The sequence below is a fragment of the Pseudomonas fluorescens genome (assembly GCF_000968015.1).
Classification (GTDB): Bacteria; Pseudomonadota; Gammaproteobacteria; order Pseudomonadales; family Pseudomonadaceae; genus Aquipseudomonas; species Aquipseudomonas fluorescens_W.
In genome coordinates this window covers 1-1,310 of the sequence record NZ_LACH01000121.1, presented here as the reverse complement: position 1 = coordinate 1,310, position 1,310 = coordinate 1, and the positions used below count along the sequence as shown (strand labels likewise).

At 53.2% G+C, this 1,310-nt stretch carries 1 pseudogene; it reads left to right on the top strand.

The annotated features are described in order from the left end of the window. Positions 1 to 53 precede the first annotated feature (53 nt). Positions 54 to 1,307: pseudogene (locus tag VD17_RS30975) on the top strand (IS3 family transposase). The last annotated feature ends 3 nt before the right edge of the window (positions 1,308 to 1,310 follow it).

Genomic DNA, 1,310 nt, shown 5'->3' with positions numbered 1-1,310 from the left:
TGTCCCGTCCTGAATAAGGTTTACACCTTCTGATCTGTTTTCAGGAGGATGTAATGGAATCAGCAAAAAGGCGAAGTCAGCGCGACTACACGCTGACCTTTAAATTGTCGGTCGTCGATCAAGTCGAAAAAGGCGAGCTGAGTTATAAAGAGGCTCAGGAGCGCTACGGGATTCAAGGCAAAACGACCGTTCTGACGTGGTTACGCAAGCATGGTCGGCAGGATTGGAGCCCAGGCACATACATTGGCTCGCCGAGGACGGGGTCTATGCCCGACAAAAACCGACCATTAACGCCAGAGCAGCGCATCAAAGAGCTTGAAGAACAGTTGGCGCTGTCCAATCAGAAAGCGCAGTTTTTCGAGGCGGTCGTGGACGTCTTGAAAAATGACTATGGTCTCTCTGTCGTAAAAAAGCGTCCCGGCAAGTCCTTGCGCAAAAACGAATCCAAAACCTGAGCATCAGCAGGGCTTGCCAGTTCATGGGGATAAGCCGCCAGGCTTACTACAAACGTAATCGTGCCGATGCAGCTCGTCTGGTTCTGGATCAGCAAGTTGCCGATTTCGTTCAGCAAAAGCGCCTGCGGCAGCCGCGCCTGGGCACCCGAAAGCTGTATTACTTGCTGCAGTGCCAACCTCAGCTTGAGCTGCAAGTGGGTCGAGATCGCCTGTTTTCGATTCTGCGTGAACGGCGTTTATTGGTAGCCCGCAAGCGGGCGTATCACAAGACAACCAATAGTCATCATCGCTTTCACCGCCACCCGAACTTGCTCAAGCCCGGACCTGATCAAATCGTGCCAAGCCGCCCGGAACAGGTCTGGGTGGCGGACATTACTTATCTGCCAACGCAGAAAGGCGTGGCGTATCTAAGCCTTGTAACTGACGCCTTCTCGCGCAAAATCGTGGGCTATCACGTCCATGAAAGCCTGCACACCGAGTCGGTAGCACACGCGCTGCGTCGGGCGGTAAAGCACCGTCGGACAGACCAGCCGTTGGTGCATCACTCGGATAGAGGTATCCAATATTGCTCGGGGATGTACCAAGCATTGCACGCGAAATACGGTATCCGATGTTCAATGACGGACGGCTATGACTGCTACCAAAACGCCTTGGCAGAGCGGGTCAATGGGATATTGAAGACAGAGTTTTTGCTCCAGCGACCACAGGATTTAACGCAGGCGAAGAAGATGGTGGGTGAGTCGGTATCGATCTACAACCGCGAGCGTCCGCACTTGTCTTTGAAATACAAAACGCCCGATGCGATGCATCGGGCGTTGGGGTGAAACAGGTGTAAACCTATTTCAGGACTAGACA